Annotated in this window: 21 protein-coding genes and 2 pseudogenes; 14 read left to right on the plus strand and 9 right to left on the minus strand. The window is 58.7% G+C overall.

The features are described 5' to 3' along the window. Positions 1-141: 141 nt before the first annotated feature. Complete coding sequence (locus tag ACZ1GU_RS00640) at positions 142-342, plus strand: hypothetical protein (RefSeq protein WP_472646219.1); 201 nt, start codon at positions 142-144, stop codon at positions 340-342. An 81-nt stretch (positions 343-423) separates the two neighbouring features. Here the strand turns inward: ACZ1GU_RS00640 and rpsI are convergent. From rpsI to ACZ1GU_RS00665, 5 genes and pseudogenes are all read right to left on the minus strand, one after another. Beyond that, positions 424-895: pseudogene (rpsI, locus tag ACZ1GU_RS00645) on the minus strand (30S ribosomal protein S9). Between the two features lie 263 nt (positions 896-1,158). Then, a complete protein-coding gene (gene rplM / locus ACZ1GU_RS00650) occupies positions 1,159-1,638 on the minus strand; it encodes a 50S ribosomal protein L13 (protein WP_472646220.1) in 480 nt (159 codons plus the stop codon). Between the two features lie 220 nt (positions 1,639-1,858). Then, the gene (locus ACZ1GU_RS00655; RefSeq protein WP_472646221.1) at positions 1,859-2,458 is read right to left on the minus strand and encodes a hypothetical protein; all 600 of its coding nucleotides are present in this window, start codon (positions 2,456-2,458) and stop codon (positions 1,859-1,861) included. Between the two features lie 139 nt (positions 2,459-2,597). Beyond that, complete coding sequence (cutA, locus tag ACZ1GU_RS00660; RefSeq protein WP_472646222.1) at positions 2,598-2,933, minus strand: divalent-cation tolerance protein CutA; 336 nt, start codon at positions 2,931-2,933, stop codon at positions 2,598-2,600. 27 nt (positions 2,934-2,960) lie between these two features. Further along, on the minus strand, positions 2,961-4,028 hold the full coding sequence (locus ACZ1GU_RS00665; RefSeq protein WP_472646223.1) for a COX15/CtaA family protein: 1,068 nt from the start codon (positions 4,026-4,028) through the stop codon (positions 2,961-2,963). A gap of 134 nt (positions 4,029-4,162) precedes the next feature. Between ACZ1GU_RS00665 and ACZ1GU_RS00670 the strand changes: the two genes are divergently transcribed. The 3 genes from ACZ1GU_RS00670 (at position 4,163) to ACZ1GU_RS00680 (ending at position 6,374) form a co-directional block, all read left to right on the plus strand. After that, positions 4,163-4,546 (plus strand): MerC domain-containing protein, encoded by a 384-nt coding sequence (locus ACZ1GU_RS00670; protein ID WP_472646224.1) that lies wholly within the window; start codon positions 4,163-4,165, stop codon positions 4,544-4,546. A gap of 58 nt (positions 4,547-4,604) precedes the next feature. Beyond that, positions 4,605-5,588, plus strand: a complete 984-nt coding sequence (gene thiS / locus ACZ1GU_RS00675; RefSeq protein ID WP_472646225.1) for a sulfur carrier protein ThiS — start codon at positions 4,605-4,607, stop codon at positions 5,586-5,588. Positions 5,589-5,843: 255 nt separating this feature from the next. Further along, positions 5,844-6,374: a hypothetical protein gene (locus ACZ1GU_RS00680; RefSeq protein WP_472648665.1), complete on the plus strand. Its 531-nt coding sequence runs from the start codon at positions 5,844-5,846 to the stop codon at positions 6,372-6,374. Between the two features lie 32 nt (positions 6,375-6,406). On the opposite strand, the gene ACZ1GU_RS00685 is transcribed toward ACZ1GU_RS00680, so the two are convergent. The 4 genes from ACZ1GU_RS00685 to ACZ1GU_RS00700 form a co-directional block, all read right to left on the minus strand. After that, positions 6,407-6,874, minus strand: coding sequence for a hypothetical protein (locus tag ACZ1GU_RS00685; protein WP_472646226.1), 468 nt, complete (start codon positions 6,872-6,874; stop codon positions 6,407-6,409). A gap of 10 nt (positions 6,875-6,884) precedes the next feature. Then, complete coding sequence (locus tag ACZ1GU_RS00690; protein WP_472646227.1) at positions 6,885-8,702, minus strand: AMP-dependent synthetase/ligase; 1,818 nt, start codon at positions 8,700-8,702, stop codon at positions 6,885-6,887. A gap of 123 nt (positions 8,703-8,825) precedes the next feature. After that, positions 8,826-10,553, minus strand: coding sequence for a gamma-glutamyltransferase (gene ggt, locus ACZ1GU_RS00695; RefSeq protein WP_472646228.1), 1,728 nt, complete (start codon positions 10,551-10,553; stop codon positions 8,826-8,828). Positions 10,554-10,563: 10 nt separating this feature from the next. Then, a complete protein-coding gene (locus tag ACZ1GU_RS00700) occupies positions 10,564-11,607 on the minus strand; it encodes a quinone-dependent dihydroorotate dehydrogenase (protein ID WP_472646229.1) in 1,044 nt (347 codons plus the stop codon). Positions 11,608-12,101: 494 nt separating this feature from the next. On the opposite strand from ACZ1GU_RS00700, the gene ACZ1GU_RS00705 reads away from it, so the two are divergent. The 10 genes and pseudogenes from ACZ1GU_RS00705 (at position 12,102) to ACZ1GU_RS00750 (ending at position 20,218) form a co-directional block, all read left to right on the plus strand. Beyond that, the gene (locus ACZ1GU_RS00705) at positions 12,102-12,443 is read left to right on the plus strand and encodes a hypothetical protein (protein WP_472646230.1); all 342 of its coding nucleotides are present in this window, start codon (positions 12,102-12,104) and stop codon (positions 12,441-12,443) included. A gap of 8 nt (positions 12,444-12,451) precedes the next feature. Continuing rightward, positions 12,452-12,796, plus strand: a complete 345-nt coding sequence (locus ACZ1GU_RS00710) for a helix-turn-helix domain-containing protein (protein WP_472646231.1) — start codon at positions 12,452-12,454, stop codon at positions 12,794-12,796. 74 nt (positions 12,797-12,870) lie between these two features. Beyond that, the gene (locus tag ACZ1GU_RS00715; protein WP_472646232.1) at positions 12,871-14,715 is read left to right on the plus strand and encodes a DUF885 domain-containing protein; all 1,845 of its coding nucleotides are present in this window, start codon (positions 12,871-12,873) and stop codon (positions 14,713-14,715) included. Between the two features lie 65 nt (positions 14,716-14,780). Next, positions 14,781-15,806: a helix-turn-helix domain-containing protein gene (locus ACZ1GU_RS00720; protein ID WP_472646233.1), complete on the plus strand. Its 1,026-nt coding sequence runs from the start codon at positions 14,781-14,783 to the stop codon at positions 15,804-15,806. Between the two features lie 88 nt (positions 15,807-15,894). After that, complete coding sequence (locus ACZ1GU_RS00725; protein ID WP_472646234.1) at positions 15,895-16,305, plus strand: SUF system Fe-S cluster assembly regulator; 411 nt, start codon at positions 15,895-15,897, stop codon at positions 16,303-16,305. Next, positions 16,302-17,799: pseudogene (gene sufB / locus ACZ1GU_RS00730) on the plus strand (Fe-S cluster assembly protein SufB). The gene ACZ1GU_RS00725 and the pseudogene sufB overlap by 4 nt, the downstream one beginning before the upstream one ends. Next, a complete protein-coding gene (locus ACZ1GU_RS00735; RefSeq protein WP_472646235.1) occupies positions 17,796-18,146 on the plus strand; it encodes a hypothetical protein in 351 nt (116 codons plus the stop codon). The pseudogene sufB and the gene ACZ1GU_RS00735 overlap by 4 nt, the downstream one beginning before the upstream one ends. Continuing rightward, the gene (locus ACZ1GU_RS00740) at positions 18,143-18,679 is read left to right on the plus strand and encodes a DUF559 domain-containing protein (protein ID WP_472646236.1); all 537 of its coding nucleotides are present in this window, start codon (positions 18,143-18,145) and stop codon (positions 18,677-18,679) included. Before ACZ1GU_RS00735 ends, ACZ1GU_RS00740 begins: the two co-directional genes overlap by 4 nt. A 19-nt stretch (positions 18,680-18,698) precedes the next feature. Continuing rightward, a complete protein-coding gene (gene sufC / locus ACZ1GU_RS00745) occupies positions 18,699-19,463 on the plus strand; it encodes a Fe-S cluster assembly ATPase SufC (protein ID WP_472646237.1) in 765 nt (254 codons plus the stop codon). After that, entirely contained in the window at positions 19,460-20,218 is a 759-nt protein-coding gene (locus ACZ1GU_RS00750; protein ID WP_472646238.1) for a SufD family Fe-S cluster assembly protein, read from the plus strand. The genes sufC and ACZ1GU_RS00750 overlap by 4 nt, the downstream gene beginning before the upstream one ends. The last annotated feature ends 7 nt before the right edge of the window (positions 20,219-20,225 follow it).

Below are 20,225 nucleotides of genomic sequence, written 5' to 3' on the forward strand. Positions count from 1 at the left end.
ATTGTCCCTGCAGCGAACTTAACCACCTTTATCATATTTAAAGAAACTTGCTGTTAGGCATGGGTTGAAAGCGTTCTGCAGGGCTTCGGCTTGGCAAGACGCATGCTTAAACGAACCCGATTCGACGCAAGGAGTACGGTCATGGGTGCGATCAAAGCTATGATCCTGGGTGGGATACTCACCGGTGTTGTCGCGCTGGTAATTGGTTCTCAAGGGACAAGTGGCGGCTATCTTGCCATTCATAACATGCGCGTGGGCGACTATTCGCTCTATTGGTCTTGGCCGTTGTTCTTGGCGGGAACCGGACTGACCTGGGCGCTGATGCTGCTGCAGCCCGACTAAAGCATTCTGTCAGCGCAAATGAAAAAGGCGGCCCCCTCGATTGAAGGGACCGCCTTTTCGCGTTCGATATAGTCGGAACGATCAGCGCTTGCTGAACTGGAAGCTCCGGCGGGCTTTCGCGCGGTACGTACTTCTTACGTTCAACAACACGGCTATCGCGGGTGAGGAAGCCGGCGGCCTTCACCGTTGAGCGCAGCTCTGGCTCGTATTTCGCAAGCGCTTGGCTGATGCCGTGCTTCACCGCGCCAGCTTGGCCCGACAGGCCGCCACCGCGTACGGTTGCGACAATGTCATACTGGCCAACGCGGTCAGTGATCGCGAATGGCTGGTTGATGATCAGGCGCAGCGTTGGGCGCGCAAAGTAAACGTCCTGCGTGCGGCCATTGATCGTGACCTCGCCCTTGCCCGGCTTCAGCCAGACGCGTGCAACAGCGTCTTTCCGGCGACCGGTGGCATAGGCACGACCATACTGGTCAAGCTCTTGCTCGCGCAGCGGAGTTGCTGGGTTGGCAGCAATTTCAGCTGCATCAGCAGCCGGTGCATCACCAGCAATGTCTTTAAGATCGGCCAGATCAGACACCGTCTCGCTCTTGGCTTCAGGAGCGGCAGCTTCTTCAGCTTTCGGCTCTTCTGCTTTGGCTTCTTCAGCAGGCGCTTCAGCTGTGGTCTCTTCAACCTTCGCTTCTTCCGCTTCGGTTGCTTCTACCTTTTCCTCTGCAGCCTTCTTGGCAGGTGCCTTTTTGGCAGCCGCCTTCTTTGCTGGAGCTTTCTTCGCAGCAGGCTTCTTCGCTGCGGTTTCTGTCTTCTTGTCAGCCATTATGCGGTGACCTTGTTCTTGCGGTTCATGGAGGCAACGTCGAGCACAGCCGGGTTCTGCCCGTCATGTGGATGCTCGGTGCCGCTGTAGAGGTGGAGGGCGCGCATTTGCTGGCGACCCAACGGTCCGCGCGGGATCATCCGCTCAACCGCTTTGGAAAGCACGCGCTCAGGGAAGCGACCTTCGAGTACTTTCTCAGGCGTGGTTTCCTTGATGCCGCCGGGGTGACCGGTGTGCTTGTAATAGACCTTGTCAGACATCTTGTTGCCGGTGAACTTCACCTTGTCGGCATTGATGACGATCACGTGATCGCCGCAATCAACATGCGGGGTGTAGCTTGGCTTGTGCTTACCGCGCAGGATGTTGGCGATGATCGAGGCAACGCGGCCAACGACCAAACCTTCACCGTCGATAATGTGCCATTGTTTTTCGACCTCGGCCGGTTTGATCGACCGGGTCTGCTTGCTGAGCGCCTTCATTGGCTTTGTCCTTAACCTGTCAGAGGTTTGTGAAAATCGAAGCAGTTTGCCCTATCGAAGGGCCAACCGCGAATCGCAGGCTAGCGGAATGCCGAGCCGTTGATGCGCGGCGCGATTTGTCGTTTTGCATGGCCAAAGTCAAGCAAAAGCGGGCGTTTCAAGAGAGGTAAAATAATACCGCCTGAAATTTATCGAGCCAGACGGCCCGTTTCAAAGCGGCCTAGCTCAGCGTCCAAAGCTCGCTGGAATATCGCTTATCATCTCCGATGCGCGTGACGATTTTCCGCTCTGCACGGCTCAGCCACGGGCCTCCCTCCGCCGTGTGCGCAGTGTAGGTAAACTCAAATTCACCTGTCGTGCCATCAGCAAGCGCAAGCGGCTTTACTGTCCGGACAGATTTGGCGTCGGGAAAGAACAGGTCGCGCGGCATTTGCTCGAGCATTGTGCTTCCGGCCTTTTGCAATTGGGCCAGATGCATCAACCGCGCATTGCGATCGCTCAGCGTACCGCTCGTTTCTGCGATGGTTTTTTCAGCCTCGATAACAGCGGCATCAAAGTCCCGCTCATCCATGTTCGATCCAGCTGTCATGATCATCCCGGTTTGATCCAGCATGATTGGAAACATGCCTTCGGTCGATCGGCTGCGCTCAATCTCCGCCAAAGCGCCAAGCACTGCCGGAGCCTCGACCACGACGTCGACTTGCTGCCCTGCTACGGAGAAACCGCGCCCCATCGGCGCAAATGCAATGTCCCACTCACGCGCAACGATCAGCGTTTCCCCGTCACGAAGCTCACGAGTGACACGCCTGCCAAGCCGCATGGGCCCTGCGGGAGTAACAGGAGAGCTTGCTCGCATTGCATGGGTAAGGGGGCGGGGCCTATCAACGCACCCGCAGCGATCAGAGAACCAATTGCGGCCCTTCGGCTGAAGCTGACCATCTTAACTGCCCCACGAAAACTTACTTTCCACCAAGTGCATGGAGCCAATCCAGCGTCGCTGGCGCGGCGGCATCACACTGCCATCCAAGTATTGCCGGAGTATCGTAGGGATGCAACTCCTCCAAACGCACTACGAGATGTTCAAGACTTTCACTGCGTGTCTTAAGCAACACCCCAATTTCAGTGCCGCTTTCCAGTTTTTGCTTCCATGTGTAGAGCGATTCTATTTCGCCGACCAAGTTCGCGCAGCGGATAAGGTCTTCGTCCAGCAGGATTTTTATTGCTTCACGCGCTGTCTCTCGATCCGGAAAAGGGCACCAGACGAGCGCACCTTTTGGAGCAGAATCATCAGTCATTCAGCACTCATAGAGCATTCGCGCCGATCAGGCCCGATCTTGCGCGCCCAGACTGTGCATACCCCATGCAACGGAGGCGACCAGCAAAGCTCCGACCAATTGATGCGAAACCGCAATCCAAAGCGACACTTCGGTTAGGACGGTGGCAATGCCGAGCAATACCATCGTGCCAAAGGCGCTGTGTATTGCGACCGAAGCCATCCGATCAGTGTGACGCACCTTGCGCGCCATCCAGACCAGCGCAATGACCGCGATCCAGGCCCACCAGCGATGGAGGAAATGCAGAAGGAAGGGATCGTGGGTCAGTGTCCAAATGACACCGCGCGAGAAATCGACTTCGGGGATCAGGCGACCATTCATCAGCGGCCAGTCATAGCTTGCGTGCCCTGCATTCAGGCCTGCAACCCATGCTCCGAGCAACAATTGCACAAACAATATAAGCGCCGTGGCAATCGCGACGCCTGTCAAACGCGCTGGCTTGGCATCCGGGTCACGCGCCAATCGCCTCAGATCCAGCGCGGTCCACACCAGCCCGCCCAAAAGGAACAATGCCGTCAGCAGATGCGCTGACAGACGGAAATGGCTGACATCGGTCAGATCGGTGCCGACCCCTGAGGCGACCATGTACCAACCAAGCGCTCCTTGACCGCCGATCAGGGCCAGCAGTGCAAACAGGCGCGCCTTGTAGCCTTGGGGAATTGCGCCTTTGATCCAGAACCACGCGAGCGGCAGAGCAAACGCCAGCCCGATCAGGCGGCCAAGATTGCGGTGAAACCACTCCCAGAAATAGATGAACTTGAACGCGGCCAGATCCATCCCCGCAGGGCCGCTTTCAAACCTGTATTCGCCAGTTTGCTTGTAAAGCTCGAATTCGGCCAGCCACGCCTCTTCGCTAAGCGGTGGCAGAACTCCGCTCACCACATCCCATTGGGTGATCGACAGGCCGCTTTCGGTCAGCCGGGTGATGCCGCCGACGAAGACGATCACGACCACCATTGCCGCGACCACCAAGAGCCAATTGGCCAGCGCCAGCGGACGGCCCAAAGGGCCATCTTCTGCCATAGGCAATATCGAAGTGTCGGTCTGGCTAGCCATCGCGCCGCCTAAGTGTCGCTGGACGCTTCAAGTTGCAAGTCCATTCGGCGCAAATCAGCATGCGCGCTCTGCAATCAAAAATCCGATTCATCTCTTGCGAAATGTGATAATGTAACATACATGAAACTCACCTCATGAGCAGTGACACGTCTTCGAATCGCCCGGTTGTCAGACGGCGGCTTGACCGGATCGGCATTGGCCTTTCCGGGCTTTGCGCGTTGCATTGCCTCGCGAGTATTTTTCTCGTGTCATCACTTGGGATCGGCGGTCAGTTTTTCTTCGCCGAAGAGTTTCACCGCGTCGCTCTGGTGCTCGCGATGATCATTGCTGGTGTTGCCATCGGTTGGGGCGCTCTCAAGCACCGCCAGCCGGCGCCCTTCGTCATCGCGATGATGGGCCTTACCTTTATGGGCGGCGCGCTGGCTGTGCCACATGGCGTGCAAGAGGCTGTGCTGACGATCATCGGCGTAGCGCTTGTGACGATCGGCCATTTGCTCAACTTGCGTCACGCGCAATGACCCCACTCTCTTGGCGGTAGCGCTTGCGCCGCTCGCCAAGGGCATTATCTGAGCGCGCATGACTGCATCGAAAAGCATAACCTTGAACGGCGACAGCCGCACGACCTCTGCCGACACCATCGCCGCTTTGGTGCGCGAGCTTGACCTTGAGCCTGAAAAGGTCGCGGTAGAGCGCAATGGCGAGATCGTGCCGCGCTCGACCCTTGGCGAGGCCGCGCTGGCTGATGGCGATACGCTGGAAATTGTGCATTTCGTCGGCGGCGGAGACCATGCGGCTGACACTTGGAGTGTTGCCGGTCGAACCTTCACTTCGCGGCTGATTGTCGGCACTGGGAAATACAAGGACTTCCAGCAGAACGCTGATGCGCTCGCTGCGAGCGGCGCAGAAATCGTCACTGTCGCGGTGCGCCGGGTCAACGTATCCGATCCCAAAGCGCCGATGCTGACGGACTTTATCGATACCAAGCAGACGACCTATCTGCCCAACACCGCCGGGTGCTTCACCGCAGACGACGCGATCCGCACCTTGCGTCTGGCGCGCGAGGCGGGCGGATGGGATCTGGTAAAGCTCGAAGTATTGGGCGAAGCGCGCACGCTCTATCCCGATATGCGCGAGACGCTGAAAGCGACCGAAGTGCTGGCCAAAGAGGGCTTTCACCCGATGGTCTATTGCGTCGATGATCCGATCGCGGCGAAGCAATTGGAGGAAGCGGGTGCGGTGGCGATCATGCCTTTGGGCGCGCCGATTGGTTCTGGCCTCGGCATTCAGAATCAGGTGACTATTCGACTGATCGTCGAAGGCGCAAGCGTTCCTGTGTTGGTCGATGCAGGCGTTGGCACAGCCTCCGATGCGGCGGTCGCGATGGAGCTTGGCTGCGACGGAGTGCTGATGAACACGGCGATTGCCGAGGCGAAAGACCCGATCCGTATGGCGCGCGCGATGAAGCTCGCGGTCGAGGCCGGGCGCGAGGCGTATCTGGCTGGCCGCATGGGTCGGCGGAAGTATGCCGATCCGAGTTCGCCGCTTGCGGGGTTGATCTAAGTTACCTGTTTGTTTTTCCGCGCGCCCATCCGGGCACGCGATTTCCTCGCGGCTTGCGGACAAGTCCGCGCCGCTGCGGGCGGGCACAAGGCCCTTGCGGCTCACTGCGTGAGCCGTGCTCCGCCACTTTACTGGCCTATGTTTGGATGTTCCGCCTCCAGGACTGCCAGTGCGCAAACAAAAAACCCCATCCCACCCTAACGCTTAATTAACCACGTTCGGCGATTGTCTCTTTTATCAACTACGGGGGCAATGATGGCGACTATCGGCACAGCGAGTATGGCGATTGGAGAAATGCGCGAGTTTGCGGGCTTTTCTGCCGCAGAGCAGCGCTACATCAAGCGCAGCCTCGATATCGGTCTGGGCCGCAGCGATGCGTTCAAGCTGTGGGCGCGCGACGAGGAAGAAAACGCCGCGATCCGCCGCCAATATGTCGCCTATCAGGATTTGAAGGCCCTGCGCGACATGATCCCCGCCGACCACGCAATGGCCGACACCGAAGCCTTTATCGGCAAACTGGTGCGCATGGCCGCCTTTGACCTGCGGCAGGATCGGATTGCGAGCTTTTCCGCGTTCCGTTTCCTTTATGAGCGTCTGCTCGGGGCCGAAGCGCGCCCGTGGCTGCCCGCCGCGTTCTGCGCTGCGGCTGCTCTGCCGCAAATCCGCCCGGATCGCCGCAAGGTGCTGCTGCAAAGCCTCTCTGAGTCTGCCGCAACCGCGCCGGGCTGGTCAGACAAACGCCCGAGCTTCTATCCCGAATTTGTCGAGGAAGCCGAAGCGGCTTAGTGACGTTAGCCCAGCCAGTGCTGGTAATCTGGTTAACTGCCGAGTGCTTGCTCCACCCACACAACACTTTTCGAAACCGGATCATATTTGAAGATCGCTGCCTCGGGCGTATTCTCTGGGCAGACTAGCACCGGCTTGCCGGTCGTCGTGCCGAGCATTTGAATGAATTCGATGAACCGCTCCCAAAATATCGGCTTCATCGCGCGTGGATCGATGTCAAACTCGATCTCATGCTCGCAAAAGAAATGGCAGTTCAATGTGGTGTTACCGAGGGGCACATAGAGGGTCGGGCACGGGTCCAACTCGCCGCGCTCCAAAAGCTCGGCCACGTCTTTAGGCAACTCTGTCAGGTTGCCACCGATGTACAATTCTACTGGCGGACTGAACGCTCTCAGATTTTCGAGGACCCTCTGCCAATCTGCTGCGGTTGTATCGTGAACAAGGATATCCCGCAGTTCGCCTTCTGATTCAAAAGCAACCGATACCTCAGCCCAGTCCATCTCGAATCAGCTACCCCCGATACAGCCCATTGATCTGCTCCTGATAACGGTCGCGGATCTTATGCCGGCGGATCTTCATGCTCGGCGTCATTTCCTCATTCTCGATTGAGAACGCCTCATCCGCGAAGGTAAACTGCCGCACCTTCTCGATCACCGAGAGATCCTTGTTCACCCGGTCGACCGCCGCGCGCACAGCTTGCTTGAACGCAGGCAGAGCTTGCAGCGCTGCCATGTCGAACTTCTCATCATTGGCGCGCGCCCATTCGACCGCCCATTCCGCATCCGGCACGATCAGGCCGACCACATAAGGTCGCTTGTCGCCGCTCACCATCGCCTGCGCGATTTCCGGCTGCAAAGTCAGCATGCCTTCGATCTTTTGCGGCGCGACATTGTCGCCCTTGTCGTTGACGATCATGTCTTTCTTGCGGTCGGTGATGACGATCCGTCCGGCATCGTCCAGATGGCCGATATCGCCAGTGTGCAGCCAGCCATCCTTCACTGTGCGCGCGGTTTCAGCATCGTTCTGCCAATATCCGTGCATCACCAGCTCGCCGCGGCACAGGATTTCGCCATCCTCGGCGATCTTGATCTCGACCCCGCGCATCGGCGGGCCGACCGTGTCCATCTTGAGGCCTGCCGCAGGGCGGTTGCAGCTGATCACCGGTCCGGCCTCGGTCTGCCCATAGCCTTGCAGCATGGTCAGCCCCATCGCATCGAAGAAAATGCCGACATCGGGATTGAGCGGCGCACCGCCCGAAACCATCGCCTTGATCCGTCCGCCGAACTTGGCGCGGATTTTGGGCCGCAAAGTGCGCTCGACGATGAAATCCATCGGCTTGTCACGCTTGCGCTTCTTGCCGCGTTCAGCCTCTTTCTCGCCAATCGTCAGCGCGCGGTCCATCAGGTAATTGGCGAGCTTGCCCTGTTTCTGCACCTGCTTGAGGATGCGGGTGCGCAAAACCTCGAACAGGCGCGGCACGACGACCATGATGGTCGGGCGCACTTCCTCGATATTGCTGGCGAGCTTTTCGAGGCCTTCCGAATAATAGATCTCCGCGCCCACCCCGATCGGCAGATATTGCCCGCCGGAATGCTCGTAAGCGTGGCTCAATGGCAGGAAGGAGAGGAAGCGCTCGTTTTCGATGCCGAAATCGTCGATCAGGATTTCAGCCGCACCGGCGACATTGCACAGGATCGATCCGTGGTGTTGCTTCACACCGCGCGGAGCGCCGCCCGTTCCCGAAGTGTAGATTAAGCAAGCAGTATCATCGCGCCCAATGCCAGCGATCCGCTCATCCACAGCAGCACGAGCGGCTGCCGCATCGCCCGACGTCACCGAATCCCAGCTGTGAAATTCGAATCCGCTCGACTGATGACGCTTCAGATCATCAATGCCGATGACGTGATCAGCAATGCCGGTCGACTGCACAGCGCCATGCACCGGGCCTAGCAGCTTCTCGTTCGACACAATCACCGCGCGCGCGCCCGAATTGTCGAGGATGTGGCAGTGATCGCGTTCGGTGTTGGTGATGTAGGTCGGCACGGTGATGCAGCCCGCCGCCATCACGGCAAGATCAGCAATGCACCATTCGGGCCGGTTTTCCGAGATCAGCGCTACCCGGTCGCCGTCTTTCAGGCCAAGGCGTCGCAGACCTTCGGCGAGCAAGCAGACCTGCTCTGCCACTTCGCGCCAGCTTTGCGTGGTCCATTCGCCATCCTGCTTGCGACCAAGGAACGGCGCATCGCCTTTTGCATCGGCGCGCTTCAGGAAAAGTTCGACGAGGTTGTTCGCGTTGTCGATTTCGTCGAGGTCTGTGTTGTGCGGCACTGAAATTTGGCTCCCCCACCAATTTTTCGGTTCTGCTCCAAGCTAGGCGTGCGCAGGCGCAGCGGCAAGCTTGGATCGTTTCATTTGTGATCAAGCAATGCGCCGAAAGCGCGCATAGTTCCTTTACCGGGTGTAGACTAGCTTGGGCGCGACGCGCGGTTCGGTCGCCACTTCCCAGCCGCTTGTGGTGCGTAGCAGAGCATTGGCTTTGAGCGGTGGGCCAAAGCTGCGAATTTGCGCATGGCCGAGCGCTTCGAGCGCGGGCTTCATCGCTTCAAGCCGTGTGCCCTCTTCGATCACGACGGTTTCGCCGAATGCCATGATCAGCGGCAGGCCGAGCGATTCCTGCGCGCTCATGCCGAAATCCACGACGCCAATGATCGATCGGGCAACTTGGACCGGGATCGTCGGACCACCCGCAGCGCCGATTACCAGCACAACCTCATCGTTTTCGTCGAAAACGATGGTCGGCGCCATCGAGCTGCGCGGACGCTTACCGCCTTCGACCGCATTGGCGACCGGCTTGCCGTCGCGCTCAGGCGAAAAGCTGAAATCGGTGAGTTCATTGTTGAGGTAGAACCCGCCGAAGAACAGACCTGAGCCAAAGGCGCCTTCGACCGTTGAAGTGTAGCTGACCGCATTGCCAACCGCGTCAGTAACGGAGAAATGCGTCGTGCCATTTTCTGGCGGTTCATCGCCATCGGCGCGGGCCAATGGGGCGCCCGGAGGCGTGCCGGGCTTAAGATCAGTTATTGCAGCATCCGAGCTGATCAATGCACTGCGGCTGGCGATGTAATCCGGATCAACCATCCCCGCGACCGGCACGGAGACGAAATCGCTGTCCCCGATATAGAGTTCGCGGTCGGCATAGGCGACGCGCTGGGACTCGAGAAACAAGTGCCAGAATGTCGGATTGTCGGGTCCGAGCGCGCCAAGGTCAAAGCGTTCCAATTGTCCGAGCATTTGCGCGACCGCTACCCCGCCGGAAGAGGGCGGCCCCATACCGCAGACTTTGTACTCGCGATAACGCGCGCAGACCGGATCACGCAGCTTGGCTTGGTAAGAGGTGATATCGCTCGTCACCATCTTACCATCGACCGGGGTTTTCTCAGCGATGTATTCGGCGAGGTCTTCGGCGTTGTTCTGATAAAGCGCCTCTGGCCCAGTCTCGGCGATGTCACTTAGGGCTTCGGCCAGCTCGCCATTGCGGACGATGGAACCGACCGGCAGCGCGTTACCATCGGGGCCGAAGAACACAGCGCGTGCTTGCGAGGTCAGCCCGGCGCGTTCTTTGCGACCGTTGAGCGATTCGTTCAGCCGCACATTCATGCGGAAGCCTTCTTCCGCAAGCATGATCGCAGGCTGAAACAGATCGGCCCAGGGCAGTTTACCGTGCGCGGCGTGAGCCTTTGCCGCGAGCGCGATATTGCCGGGAACGCCAACGCTCAGGCCGGATGTAACACTGATTTCGCGCGGCAATCGCTCGCCATTTTCTTTGAGGAAACGTGTTCCAGTGGCAGCAGCGGGCGCTGTTTCGCGGCCGTCATAGGTTAAAAGCTCGCCGTCATTGCCATCGGCACGGACAAGGAAGCCGCCCCCGCCGATGCCTGAGCTTTGTGGTTCTACCACGGTAAGCGCCAGCATGACCGCTATGGCTGCATCCGTGGCAGAGCCGCCCTTTGCAAGGATTTCTTCGCCAGCTGCTGTCGCGCGAGGATCGGCGCTGCTGACAGCACCGGCACTCGCAAATTCTATGCTTTCGACGCCTTCGAGAGGCACTGTTTGCTGGGGAGCGTAGCAGCCTGTCGTCAATGCAAAGCTGGCGAGGCTGAAAGTGATGCGTTTGATCATGTGCGGATCGCTATTCGGTTCCGACCGCCTCTGCAATGCTCGAAAAGCCATCGCGCTTCATCAATCGCTCCAGCCCGCTGGCGATCCGAGCACCGAGGCCCGGACCTTCATAGACCATCGCCGAATAGAGCTGCACTAACGATGCGCCTGCACGGATCCGCTCCCACGCATGTTCTGCGCTAGAAATGCCGCCGACACCGATGAGCGGCACTTCACCGCCGGTCGCCTTGCGGAAATCGCGCACACGCTGGAGGGCGAGTTCGCGCAAGGGAGCGCCTGACAAGCCGCCCGCTTCATCGGCGTGATGCGACTTGAGAGTGTCTGGCCGCGAGATCGTGGTGTTGGACACGATCAGCGCCCCAAGCTGCTTGTCGAGTGCGATTCGCGCTATTGCATCAATATCTTCCGGCTCCAGATCGGGCGCAACCTTCAGAAAAACAGGCGGAGGATTGGTGCTGACGGCCTCGTCGCGCGCCTTCAAAACTCCATCAATCAAGGCGGTTAGCGCGCTTTCATCCTGCAGCGCGCGCAGGCCCGGCGTATTGGGGCTTGAGACGTTCACGGCGAGATAGCTCGCGAGCGGTGCCATCATCCGCGCCATCTCAGCGTAGTCGGCGATGCGATCTTCGGAATCCTTGTTTGCGCCGATATTGATGCCGACAATTCCAGGCCTGTCCTTGCGCCTTGCGAGCCGCACGAAGGCCGCTTGTCCGCCGCCATTGTTGAACCCCATCCGGTTGATTACGGCCTCGTCCTCAACAAGGCGAAACAGGCGCGGCTTGGGATTGCCGGCCTGCGGGCGCGGTGTGATCGAGCCGACTTCGGTGAAACCAAATCCGAGCCCCAACAGCTGGTCTGGCACTTCCGCGTCCTTGTCGAACCCCGCTGCAACGCCGACGGGATTGGGGAACTCCAAACCAGCCACCGTTATCGCGCTTGCTGAAGGCTCAACGGGAGTCCGCAAGGGCAATGCTTTGAGCGCGGCCACGCCCAGCCGATGGGCATGTTCCGAATCGAGGGCAAAGACAGCCGACCGCAGAATCTTGAACAACATAAGTGCGCGCTATCGCAAGATTCGGACGATTGTCGAGGTTTGCGGGAAATTCCTGCAGTAAAAAACAGAAAGAGGGGTGCGACTTGTCGTTTGCATACAATTATTCGTCGCAAAACTGGTCTAACACACTTCTGCGACCCGAAGGGCTCGGAGCAGTAATGTGAAGAGTTCCTCAACTTCAATAGGGCGGTTCTTTCGAGAGCCGCCCTTTTTTTGTGTTAAATCACATACAAAGCAGCTAAGGCCGCCGCTGTGGGCGAGCTTTATGACGAACTTTGACGGTCAAGATGCTTCGGGTCAGTCGCACGATTCTCTCGAGACCAGCTTCGACCTCACGCCCGAGTCGCTCATCGCTGTCGACTACATTCCGCCACCTTCTGGCGTGAGCCAATATGTGACCACGCTGTATCACTTCCGCTGCGATGAGCCGGTGATCCGCGATATTCAGCCAGCTTCTATTGGCCATCTGTCGTTGTTCCCCAAGGGAAGGGGGAATGCATTTCGCCGATGGCCGGCGAGATTCCAATCACAGCGTGGCGATGCTTTCGCCGCTTTCCACGGCAACGCCCATATTCGTGAACGGGCCCATGCATGTCATAGGCGCAGCGCTAACCCCGCAAGGTTGGGCAGCGCTCACGGGGCTCCATGCAGGTGAGAACCGTGATCGCATGCTCAAGGCGAGCGATGTTCTCGGCCCCGATGTCGTTGCGATGGGTGAACCGCTGATAGCAGGATATTTGTCGGGCAAGATCAGCGGTACCGTGAATGCGCGCTTCAAGTCGGGGAATATATCGAGAAGAGGGCGCGCAATCTTAATCCGCGCCACATCGATCTGATCCGGCAGGTGAACAAATGGCTGGGCGCATCGCTCAACCCCGATCTGGCTGATCTAATGGCGGAGGCCGCCTATTCCGAGCGGCAGGTGCAACGTCTCGTCGAACGCTATTTCGGTCTTCCGCCACAAGCCTTGGCACGCAAATACAGAGCGTTGCGAGCCGCCGCTTTGCTGTCTTTCCCGCACCTCACGCCCGATTATGAAGCCGAACTGGCTGACGCGTTTTTTGACCAGTCGCACATGATCCGCGAGATTCAGAAGTTCGCCGGGCGCACGCCTGCGCGTTTGCGGGACGATGACAATCCTTTCCTTAGCGAAATGATCGATCCGAAGAATTTTCGCGAATTGGATTAAGACTGTTGCGGCGGAAGCGGCACAAACTATCCTCCTGCATGTTTTGCTGATCCGAGAATTAGGGGAGATCATCTATGCGCCGCATTGTCGCAGCTGCGTGTTCCATTGTTGCTCTGTCGTTGGCCGGCTGCTCGACCGCTGGAACGCCGCAGACGGTTGAAAGCACTCCATCGGATCAGAGATTTGTCAGCCCTGCTCCGGCCCCGACGCTGGGCGCGCTGTTCAAGCAATATGACGAAGCGCAGCTGGCGCTATCGCCCGAAGGCAAGGCCTATCGTGGTCGGCGAGATGACGATTATGGCAAATGGGATGATTATTCTGATACAGGCGCTGCAGCCGAGCAGGAATTGCTGCAAAAATATGCTTCCGGAATTGAGTCGCTTTATGATGGCGTGCCTGTCAGCGCTTCGGAGGCGTTGTCGCTTCGGCTTTTCAAGGCAATGGCTGAACGCAGCGCGCGCACCTACAAATACCGCGACAATGTCTTTCTCTTCAATCAGATGCGCGGGGCTCAGAGCACTCTTCCGGCCTTCCTGATCAACATTCACCGCGTCGACAGCGTCGAGCATGCCGAGGCCTATGTGCAACGCATTGCGGGGCTTGGCCCCGTCATCGACACCCTCACCGAAGAGGCGCGCGAGCGCGCCGAGAACGGGGTCATGCCGCCGAAGTGGGTCTATCCCTATGTGATTTCGGATATCGAAAACCTGCTCAGTGCGGGAAGCGACAATGCTGTGCTGCAGGACTTTGAAGCCAAGGTGATGGCCCTGAAAGCGGACGAAACCAACATTCTCGAGATGGCAGGCGCTGCCACCTATCTGCTGGGTGCCGCCGAGCAACAATGGAACACATCAGCAAGGCCCGCTTACGAGCGTTTGCTTGCCGAGATGAAACGGCAACAAGCCATCGCCCCCACCGATGACGGCGTTTGGCGGCTGCCCGACGGTGCGAATTATTACAGTGCGCTCCTGAAAAACTACACGACAACCGATCTGACAGCCGACGAGATTCACAATATTGGCCTTCGCGAAGTCGAGCGCATTCACGGCGAAATGCGGGCTATCATGGACCAGGTTGGTTTTCAGGGAAGCTTGCAAGATTTCTTCCAATTTACCCGGACCGACGATCGCTTTTTCTATGAGACGCGCGCAGCTTACCTTGCCGATGCCAATGCAGCGCTGCGCAAAATGGAAGCCAAGCTGCCGGAATATTTCGGGCGGCTTCCAAGAGCACCAATGGTGATCAAGCCGGTCGAGGCTTTCCGCGAAAAGAGTGCGGGCAAGGCCTTCTACCAAAGCCCCGCGCCTGACGGTTCGCGCCCCGGCACCTATTACGTAAATCTCTACAATCTGCGCGATATGTCCAAGAATGAGCTGGAGGCGCTCGCCTATCACGAAGGCTCACCCGGGCATCACTTGCAACGCGCGCTGCAAACCGAGATGGGCGATCTTCCGCCGTTCCGCCGCTTTGGCGGGGTGACGGCCTACACCGAGGGCTGGGGGCTGTACTCCGAAGAGCTGCCAAAGGAGATGGGCTTTTACACCGATCCCTATTCCGACTTCGGAAGGCTCGGCATGGAGCTGTGGCGCGCATGTCGTCTTGTCGTCGACACCGGAATTCACCACAAGCGCTGGAGCCGTGAAAAGGCGATTCAGTACCTCACCGATAACACGCCCAATCCCGATGGCGATATCCGCAAAGCGATCGAGCGCTACATCGTCTACCCGGGCCAGGCGACCGCTTATACGATCGGAAAGCTTAAAATCATGGAGGTGCGCGAGAAGGCGCGCGCTAGATTGGGTGACAAGTTCGACATTCGCGGGTTTCACGATGCCGTGCTGGAAAGCGGCCCAGTGCCGCTCGACGTGCTGGAAGAGAACATTGACCTCTGGACCGAGAGGGTTCTGGCAAGGCAATAGGCGGGTCAATATGACGTCTGCACTATGCATTTCCTCCGGTTGATGTCGCTAGAATACAATGTGCTATGATCGAACCCGACTATCCTGATGATGAAGGGCCGAACGCGAACGGCCCTGCAGCGCCTATCGCAGAGGCACTGGGGGTGGTTCAGCCGAAGGGTCGCACTGGTTCAGCAGGACCGCCCCAACTTCGCGGTGTTGACGCCAGCACAGAGCATTTCAAGCTGACCTACTTTGATCCGCCACCCGGGCTTGAAAAGTATATTCTTGCGCTGTTCTATGCCCGCTGGGATCAGGAAAAGATTGTTGACCGCCATCCTGGCGCGCTTGGCCAATTGTTTCTTTGCTTGCGCGGCAAAGGCGCGATTCATTTCGACACTCACACAGATTACATGGACCAGGCGCCGGTCTTGTTCAGCGGATACGACAAGGCCGCCCCATTCGAGGTTGAGGGCCCCTGGCGCACGATCGGCGCTTCTTTATCGCCGCTCGGTTGGGCAGCACTGACCCAGCGCCCAGCCAGTGAATATCGCAATCGGTTTCTTCCCGCTGCGGAGTTGCTGGGTGAGGGGGTCAATCAATTCGGCAGCAGCATTGTGGAGCGCTATGCGGACGGCGTTCTAAGCGGTCACGATGCGGTCTTAGAGCTTGCGCAATGGATTGAGGCGCGCCTGCATCCGGTCCCGAAAGAACATGAGGAGCTGATTGGCAAAACCCTCAAATGGCTCAGCACGTCACTGAACCCAGACGTTCAAGCGCTGTTCGATCAGTTCGATTACTCGCGCCGTCAGGTCGAGCGGTTGGTTGCCCGCTATTTTGGCAACACGCCCGCGGCAGTTGCACGCAAGATGCGCGGTGTTCGCGCGGCAAACTTGCTAGCCCAGCCCGACCTGACCGACGCAGCGCAGGCAGAGATTGCAGCCGCCTTTCACGATCAACCGCACATGATTCGAGAGATCCGGTGGTATTGTGGGTACACACCGACCCGGCTGGGCGGTGAGGGCGAGCCGATGCTTTTGACAATGCTGCGAATGCGCAATCTTGACCGGCTGGAGCAGTTCCGGCTGGTGGGTGAAGGCGACGATGCTTGAAATCGGAGCGATCTGCGCGTATTTAAAATAGGACCGATTCAGTCGGATTTAAGAATCACTCGCAACAAGAAGAATTTCGAGCCCGCGTATGCGCCTGTCCAACCTTGCAGATTATGCCGTCATTACGATGAGCCAAGCCGCGACCCATTGCGGCGATGGGCGGGTAAGCGCGGCTGAACTGGCGAGCGAAACCGGCCTGCCGGTGCCAACCGTTCAGCGGTTGGTGTCCAAACTGACTGCGGCTGGTTTGCTGCGCTCGGTGCGCGGCGTCGGCGGCGGTTTGCAGCTCGCGCGGCCTGCGGCGGCGATCACTGTCGCGGACATTGTCGAGGCGGTCGAAGGGCCGATTGCGCTGACCGCCTGCGTCGAGGCGCAGGATTGCGATTACGAAGCGGACTGCAAGATGAAGCCGCATTGGCCGATTATCAATCAAGCGTTGCGCGGCGCGCTGGCGGACATTCCGCTCACGCAGCTGGTGCACGCGAAGGAAGTGGCATGACCGAAAATCTTGACCTCAAAGAACAGCCTGAAATGGATCAGGACGCCAAAGACGCGGCACGCGGCCGCTGCCGAGTACGAACATGGCTGGTCTGCCGACATCGAGACCGAGTTTGCCGAAAAAGGCCTGACCGAAGATACAGTGCGGTTCATCTCGGGCAAAAAGGGCGAGCCGGAATGGATGCTCGATTGGCGCTTGAAGGCGTTTCGTCTGTGGCAGGAGATGGAAGAGCCCGATTGGGCCAAGGTCGGCTATCCCAAGATCGACTATCAAGACGCCTATTACTACGCTGCGCCGACCAAGAAGGTTGAGCTGGACTCGCTCGACGATCTCGATCCCGACATCAAGGCTGTCTATGATAAGCTCGGCATTCCGCTGGGTGAGCAAGAGGTGCTCGCCGGGGTCAAAGGCGCGAAGAAAGTTGCGGTCGATGCCGTGTTCGACAGTGTTTCTGTGGCGACGACTTTCCGTGAAGAGCTGAAGAAAGCGGGCGTGATCTTCCTCTCGATTTCAGAGGCGATCAAGGAATACCCCGAGCTGGTCAAAAAGTGGCTCGGCAAGGTCGTGCCTCAGCGCGACAATTACTTCGCGACGCTCAACAGCGCGGTCTTTTCCGACGGCACCTTCGTCTACGTGCCAGAAGGCGTGCGCTGCCCGATGGAGCTGTCGACCTATTTCCGCATCAATGCCGAGAACACTGGCCAGTTTGAGCGGACGCTCATCGTTGCCGAGAAGGGCTCTTACGTCTCCTATCTCGAAGGCTGCACCGCGCCGATGCGCGACGAGAACCAGCTGCACGCCGCTGTGGTGGAGCTGGTTGCGATGGAAGATGCCGAGATTAAATATTCGACCGTCCAGAACTGGTATCCAGGCAATTCCGAAGGCGTGGGCGGGATCTATAATTTCGTGACCAAGCGCGGGCTGTGCCAGGGCGATCGCTCCAAGATCAGCTGGACCCAAGTCGAAACCGGCTCTGCTGTGACGTGGAAATATCCGTCCTGCGTATTGAACGGTGAAGACAGCGTCGGCGAGTTCTACTCGGTCGCGGTTACAAATAACCACCAACAGGCCGATACGGGAACCAAAATGGTTCACAACGGCAAGGGCTCGCGCTCGACCATCATCTCGAAAGGGATTTCGGCGGGCAAGTCGAACAACACCTATCGCGGGCTGGTGCGGGTCGGGCCGAACGCCGATGGCGTGCGCAACTTCACCCAGTGCGACAGCCTGCTGCTCGGAGATGAATGCGGCGCGCATACCGTTCCTTACATCGAGGTGAAGAACCCCGGCGCGCAGATCGAGCATGAGGCAACCACCTCGAAGATTTCTGACGAACAGATGTTCTACGCGCAGCAACGCGGACTGGACGAAGAAGAGGCCGTGGCGCTGATCGTCAACGGCTTTGCCAAGGACGTGCTGAAAGAGCTGCCGATGGAGTTTGCTGTTGAAGCGCAGAAGCTCTTGGCGATCAGTTTGGAAGGGAGCGTGGGGTGAGCGATTTCTGGCCCGTTCTATCTATTGCGCTTGTCACTTGGTTCTTTGTCGCTTGGCATACAAACTATCGCTTCCAAGCCTTCGAGCGTCGCATTGATGAGCAATTCTCTGCCCTGCAAGAGCAATTTGAGGGGCTTAGGGAGTATTTGTACGAGAACGATCCTCAGTTCGATGAAGAGAGGGATTTGCTCAAAGGCCTCCACAGCGAAGCCAATTCTCGGATATTCGATGGGATGCACCTCATGGAATTGGAGAAAGCTAAGAAAGAAGAAGCACGGCGAACGTTGAATTCCAGATTCTGGGAGCGTGGCTTTAGGTCGCCGCGAGAACGGGGATTCGAAAAATGACCGACCGGAAAACAAATCGAGCGACTTTGGGCCTTAAAGACACCTCCGACACCGCGCCCGCTCTCAACAAGAAGGGTCGCGGGTGGAAGATTTCGGATAAGCGCCTCGACGCGCTCCATGACCGTGCGCGCGAGATGAAGCGCTTTGCTTCGCCCGCCAACAAGGCGCTCGCCAAAAGGTTCGCCGAAGCCGACATGGGCAAATACACCTTCAAACGCTTCGCCGTCGTCGGCAGCGCGATTGTCGACTTCAACTGCCACAATCTCGGCATGGCGATCATCATCGAAGAGGAAGGTGACGATCCCGTCATTTCCAAGCGCCGCGACAAAAGCCTCGAGGAAGTCGGCATTCGCGTGATGCGGATCAAGGCGGCACACATCCTCGAAAACATGGATCAGGTGCTGGAGCGGATCACGATCGGCATGCGGATGCGCATTGGCGACAAGAAAGAAGCTTATCGCGCGCACCGCGAGGCCAACCCCAATCAGGATTACCCGACCCGCCGCGATTCCGGCGATCAGGACCGCAAGTGAATTTGAAGAGAACACGCCAATGCTAAAGATCACAGACCTTCACGCCACCGTTGGCGAGGACAATCCGAAGGCCATCCTCAAGGGCCTCAGCCTTGAGGTCGCGGCTGGCGAAGTTCACGCCATCATGGGCCCAAATGGCGCGGGCAAATCGACGCTCGCCAATGTGCTGGGCGGAAAGCCGGGCTACGATGTAACCGGCGGCTCGGTCGAGTTCGCAGGCGAAGACCTGTTCGAGCTTGATCCGCACGAGCGCGCCGCATCAGGCCTGTTCCTCGGCTTTCAGTATCCGGTTGAGATCCCCGGTGTTTCCAACGTGCAATTCCTGCGCGAGGCACTCAACGCACAGCGCAAGTTCCGCGGCGAAGAAGCGCTGTCGGGCGGCGAATTCCTCAAGCTCGCGAAAGAGAAAGCCGCGCTGCTCAAGATGGATATGGAAATGCTCAAGCGGCAGGTGAATGTCGGTTTTTCCGGCGGCGAGAAAAAGCGCGCGGAGATGGTGCAGATGGGTATTCTCGATCCGAAATTCGCGGTGCTCGACGAGACCGACTCGGGCCTCGATATCGACGCTCTGCGGATCGTGGGCGAGGGCATCAATTCAATCATGCGCGCGCCTGACAAAGGCGTACTACTGATCACCCACTATCAGCGTCTGCTCGACGTGGTGAAGCCCGACAAGGTCAGCGTGCTGGCCGATGGCCGGATCGTGCAGACCGGGGGACCGGAACTGGCACTGCGCCTCGAAGATGAAGGCTATGACGCGGTCATGGCAGAGGCGCTGGCGTGAGCGAGCTCGCGACCCTTCCAACCCGCCATGATGAAGCGTGGCGCTATGCCGATATTTCGGCAGCTGAGGCGCTGGGCGTAGAAGCGCTCAATTCGTGGCGCGAGATCGCCGTCGCGCCCGGCGAGACCTATCGCGAGATCTTTGTGCTCAGCGGCGATGCTGCACCGATAACGCGGCTGCGAGTGGCTCTGGGCGAAGGCGCGCGAGCGGAATTCTTCGCCGTGAACGCGAGCGAGGGATCGGCACGGCTGGAGATCGAAGTGACGCTTGCGAGGGCTGCGCATTTTGAGTTCGGCGGCGTCACCATTGGCGGCGGCGAGGTGACCCGCGAGTTTGTGACCAAGACTATTCACGCAGAGGCCGAGGCCACTAGCAACCAGATTGTCCGCGCTGTCCAGTGGGGCACGGCCACGGGCAATTTCCTTGGTGAGATCAAGGTTGTGCGACACGCGCAAAAGACCGACGCCGCGCAGGATTTCAAAGGCCTGCTGTTCGAAAAGGGCGCGAGCGCCAACGCTGTGCCGCAGCTCGAAATCTTCGCGGATGACGTGAAATGCGCGCACGGCGCGACCGTCGGCCAGCTGGATGAAGCGGCGCGCTACTACATGGCTGCGCGCGGGCTCTCGCCTGAGCAGGCGCAGCGCCTGTTGGTGCAGGCCTTTATCGGCGATGCCTTTGTAGAGCTGGATGACGAAGCGGCGCGCGAAGAGCTTCTCGAAGCAGCGCTGGAAGCGTTGGAGGGGAGCGCGCTTTGAACGCCCC

The sequence above is a fragment of the Erythrobacter sp. HA7-11 genome (assembly GCF_055693605.1).

Excerpts from the sequence above, each read along its gene's own strand:
- ACZ1GU_RS00640 (WP_472646219.1), top strand. The coding sequence starts at position 142 with ATGGGTGCGATCAAAGCTATGATCCTGGGTGGGATACTCACCGGTGTT.
- rplM (WP_472646220.1), bottom strand. The coding sequence starts at position 1,638 with ATGAAGGCGCTCAGCAAGCAGACCCGGTCGATCAAACCGGCCGAGGTC.
- ACZ1GU_RS00655 (WP_472646221.1), bottom strand. The coding sequence starts at position 2,458 with ATGCGGCTTGGCAGGCGTGTCACTCGTGAGCTTCGTGACGGGGAAACG.
- cutA (WP_472646222.1), bottom strand. The coding sequence starts at position 2,933 with ATGACTGATGATTCTGCTCCAAAAGGTGCGCTCGTCTGGTGCCCTTTT.
- ACZ1GU_RS00665 (WP_472646223.1), bottom strand. The coding sequence starts at position 4,028 with ATGGCTAGCCAGACCGACACTTCGATATTGCCTATGGCAGAAGATGGC.
- ACZ1GU_RS00670 (WP_472646224.1), top strand. The coding sequence starts at position 4,163 with ATGAGCAGTGACACGTCTTCGAATCGCCCGGTTGTCAGACGGCGGCTT.
- thiS (WP_472646225.1), top strand. The coding sequence starts at position 4,605 with ATGACTGCATCGAAAAGCATAACCTTGAACGGCGACAGCCGCACGACC.
- ACZ1GU_RS00680 (WP_472648665.1), top strand. The coding sequence starts at position 5,844 with ATGGCGACTATCGGCACAGCGAGTATGGCGATTGGAGAAATGCGCGAG.
- ACZ1GU_RS00685 (WP_472646226.1), bottom strand. The coding sequence starts at position 6,874 with ATGGACTGGGCTGAGGTATCGGTTGCTTTTGAATCAGAAGGCGAACTG.
- ggt (WP_472646228.1), bottom strand. The coding sequence starts at position 10,553 with ATGATCAAACGCATCACTTTCAGCCTCGCCAGCTTTGCATTGACGACA.
- ACZ1GU_RS00700 (WP_472646229.1), bottom strand. The coding sequence starts at position 11,607 with ATGTTGTTCAAGATTCTGCGGTCGGCTGTCTTTGCCCTCGATTCGGAA.
- ACZ1GU_RS00705 (WP_472646230.1), top strand. The coding sequence starts at position 12,102 with ATGCATTTCGCCGATGGCCGGCGAGATTCCAATCACAGCGTGGCGATG.
- ACZ1GU_RS00715 (WP_472646232.1), top strand. The coding sequence starts at position 12,871 with ATGCGCCGCATTGTCGCAGCTGCGTGTTCCATTGTTGCTCTGTCGTTG.
- ACZ1GU_RS00720 (WP_472646233.1), top strand. The coding sequence starts at position 14,781 with ATGATCGAACCCGACTATCCTGATGATGAAGGGCCGAACGCGAACGGC.
- ACZ1GU_RS00725 (WP_472646234.1), top strand. The coding sequence starts at position 15,895 with ATGCGCCTGTCCAACCTTGCAGATTATGCCGTCATTACGATGAGCCAA.
- ACZ1GU_RS00740 (WP_472646236.1), top strand. The coding sequence starts at position 18,143 with ATGACCGACCGGAAAACAAATCGAGCGACTTTGGGCCTTAAAGACACC.
- sufC (WP_472646237.1), top strand. The coding sequence starts at position 18,699 with ATGCTAAAGATCACAGACCTTCACGCCACCGTTGGCGAGGACAATCCG.